The 2,930-nt window shown below is 65.6% G+C and carries 4 protein-coding genes; 3 read left to right on the forward strand and 1 reads right to left on the reverse strand.

What is annotated here, in order from left to right; translation table 11 throughout:
- Together sucC and sucD are read left to right on the forward strand one after the other, a co-directional pair.
- On the forward strand, nucleotides 1–873 hold an 873-nt coding region (gene sucC / locus JHC79_RS07420), incomplete at its 5' end, for an ADP-forming succinate--CoA ligase subunit beta (RefSeq protein ID WP_296389516.1).
- A gap of 10 nt (nucleotides 874–883) precedes the next feature.
- Nucleotides 884–1,774, forward strand: a complete 891-nt coding sequence (sucD, locus tag JHC79_RS07425; protein WP_296389517.1) for a succinate--CoA ligase subunit alpha — start codon at nucleotides 884–886, stop codon at nucleotides 1,772–1,774.
- Nucleotides 1,775–1,837: 63 nt separating this feature from the next.
- Here the strand turns inward: sucD and JHC79_RS07430 are convergent, their stop codons facing one another.
- Nucleotides 1,838–2,308, reverse strand: coding sequence for a DinB family protein (locus tag JHC79_RS07430; protein ID WP_296389518.1), 471 nt, complete (start codon nucleotides 2,306–2,308; stop codon nucleotides 1,838–1,840).
- 251 nt (nucleotides 2,309–2,559) lie between these two features.
- On the opposite strand from JHC79_RS07430, the gene JHC79_RS07435 reads away from it, so the two are divergent.
- Nucleotides 2,560–2,930: MetQ/NlpA family ABC transporter substrate-binding protein (locus JHC79_RS07435; protein ID WP_296389519.1), on the forward strand; the 371-nt coding region annotated here is incomplete at its 3' end.

Here is a 2,930-nt window from a genome sequence, read left to right on the forward strand (position 1 = left end):
GAGGAGTACTACATCTCCTTCCTGCTCGACCGCACCAACCGCACCTACCTCGCCATGTGCTCGGTCGAGGGTGGCGTCGAGATCGAGGTGACCGCCGAGGAGAACCCGGACGCGCTCGCCCGGATCCCCGTCGACGCCGTCAAGGGTGTCGACCTCGCCTTCGCGCGCGAGATCGCCGAGGCAGGCAAGCTGCCCGCCGAGGTCCTCGACGCCGCGGCCAACACCATCCAGAAGCTGTGGGAGGTCTTCATCAACGAAGACGCCCTCCTCGTCGAGGTGAACCCGCTGGTTCGCACCCCCGACGATCAGATCCTGGCGCTCGACGGCAAGGTCACCCTCGACGCGAACGCCGATTTCCGTCAGCCAGATCACGCCGAGTTCGAGGACCGCGACGCCACCGATCCCCTGGAGCTCAAGGCGAAGGAGAACGACCTCAACTACGTCAAGCTCGACGGACAGGTCGGGATCATCGGAAACGGTGCCGGTCTGGTCATGTCGACCCTCGACGTCGTCGCGTACGCCGGTGAGAAGCACGGCGGCGTGAAGCCCGCCAACTTCCTCGACATCGGTGGCGGCGCCTCGGCCGAGGTCATGGCCGCCGGTCTCGACGTCATCCTCGGCGACGACCAGGTCAAGAGCGTGTTCGTCAACGTCTTCGGTGGCATCACCGCGTGTGACGCGGTCGCCAACGGCATCGTCGGCGCGCTGAAGAAGCTGGGCGACGATGCGAACAAGCCCCTCGTGGTGCGACTCGACGGCAACAAGGTCGACGAAGGCCGCGCGATCCTCGCCGACGCCAACCACCCGCTGGTGACGCTCGCCGAGACCATGGACTCCGGCGCCGACAAGGCCGCCGAACTGGCGAGCAAGTAGGAGCTGAACAATGTCGATTTTTCTGAACAAGGACTCCAAGGTCATCGTCCAGGGCATCACCGGCGGTGAGGGCACCAAGCACACCGCTCTGATGCTCAAGGCAGGCACCCAGGTCGTCGGCGGCGTCAACGCCCGCAAGGCCGGCACCACGGTCAGCCATGACGGCGGGGTCGAACTGCCGGTCTTCGGCAGCGTCTCCGAGGCCATCGAGAAGACCGGCGCCGACGTCTCCATCGCGTTCGTCCCGCCGAAGTTCGCCAAGGACGCGATCATCGAGGCCATCGACGCCGAGATCGGTCTGCTCGTCGTCATCACCGAGGGCATCCCGGTGCAGGACAGCGCGTACGCCTGGGCCTACAACAAGTCCAAGGGAGAGAAGACCCGGATCATCGGGCCGAACTGTCCCGGCATCATCACCCCCGGCGAGTCGCTGGTCGGCATCACGCCGAACAACATCACCGGCAAGGGCCCGATCGGGCTGGTGTCGAAGTCCGGCACGCTGACCTACCAGATGATGTACGAGCTGCGCGATCTCGGCTTCTCCACCGCGATCGGCATTGGCGGCGACCCGGTCATCGGGACCACCCACATCGACGCCATCGAGGCGTTCGAGAAGGACCCCGACACCAAGGTCATCGTGATGATCGGCGAGATCGGTGGCGACGCCGAAGAGCGTGCGGCCGACTACATCAAGGCCAACGTCACCAAGCCCGTCGTCGGCTATGTCGCGGGCTTCACCGCGCCGGAGGGCAAGACCATGGGTCACGCCGGTGCGATCGTGTCCGGCAGCTCAGGCACGGCCCAGGCGAAGAAGGACGCGCTCGAGGCCGCAGGCGTCAAGGTCGGCAAGACGCCGTCCGAGACCGCTGACCTCGCACGCGAGATCTACAAGGGTCTGTAAGCGCGCAGTTCTCCCGCAACGGCCCCGCCTTCCGGCGGGGCCGTTGTCGTAGGTGCCGACCCGTCAGCGCGCGGCGAATATCTGCTCGCGGAGGATGTCGGCGTGTCCGCAGTGCTGGGCCAGTTCGCGCAGCAGGTGCAGGTACGTCGTCCACAGCGGATGCGGTGTCCGTCCGCGCACCTCGGTGTCGAGGTCCAACGTGGCTGCCACCCGGCGTGATTCGTCGCAGGCGCGACGGTGCGCGGCCTGGATCGAGGCGATGGTGTCCTCAGGTGCGAGCACCCAGGAGTCCTCCACCGATTCGGGTAACCCGATCTCAGCACGTGGGCGTCCGCTGATGTCCTGGTCGAACCAGACGCGTTCGGCGAAGGTGATGTGCTTGACGATGCCGAGCGGTGTCGTCGACGACGGCACCAGGGATCGGCGTGCCTCGTCCTCGGTCAGCCCGTTCAGGCTGTCGTGCAGCATCGTTCGGTGTTCGTCGAGCAACTCGTCGAACCGGGCTCGGAATCCATCGGACGCGGGGATCGTCATCGCCCCAGCATCGCCCACCGCCCGCGTGACGGCAACGCGGTTCACCTCGGTGATGTCGGATCCGGTCTGCTTTTCGATCTGGCGGATCGAAAATCACGGCTGGGGTGTAGCAGCTGCTCAGGGCCGTGTTGCGTTGGAGGACAACGCATCTGTGGTCGGTTGGGTGTCCGGTTCGTGGCTACCATTTCGACGCGCCGCGATCATCGGTGCGCACGTGAGCCGGCGATCCCGGCGTGGAGAAGGACAGGGCAGTGCATCTGAGAAGAGCGGGTTGGAAGAAGCTGGCCGTCGCGTTCGTCGCGGCGGTCTCGGTGATGGGGAGCGCTGCCGCATGCGGGTCCGATTCGGACTCGGGCACCGTGAAGATCGGCGTCGCCGACGCGGCGGAGAGCTATTGGAACGTCTTCACGAAGAAGGCCGCAGACGAGGGCATCACCGTCGACCTGGTCAACTTCACCGACTACAACCAGCCCAATCCTGCTCTGGCGGAGGGCGAGCTGCAGCTCAACGAGTTCCAGCACATGCTCTACCTCGCCACGTACAACCAGAAGAACAAGCAATCGCTCGTCCCGATCGGTGCCACTGCGGTCTACCCCCTGCCGCTCTATTCCACCAAGCACAC

Source organism: Williamsia sp. (assembly GCF_016462415.1).
GTDB lineage: Bacteria > Actinomycetota > Actinomycetes > Mycobacteriales > Mycobacteriaceae > Williamsia_A.

Bases quoted from the DNA above. Each gene is read 5' to 3' on its own strand.
- sucD (WP_296389517.1), top strand. From the start codon at position 884: ATGTCGATTTTTCTGAACAAGGACTCCAAGGTCATCGTCCAGGGCATC.
- JHC79_RS07430 (WP_296389518.1), bottom strand. From the start codon at position 2,308: ATGACGATCCCCGCGTCCGATGGATTCCGAGCCCGGTTCGACGAGTTG.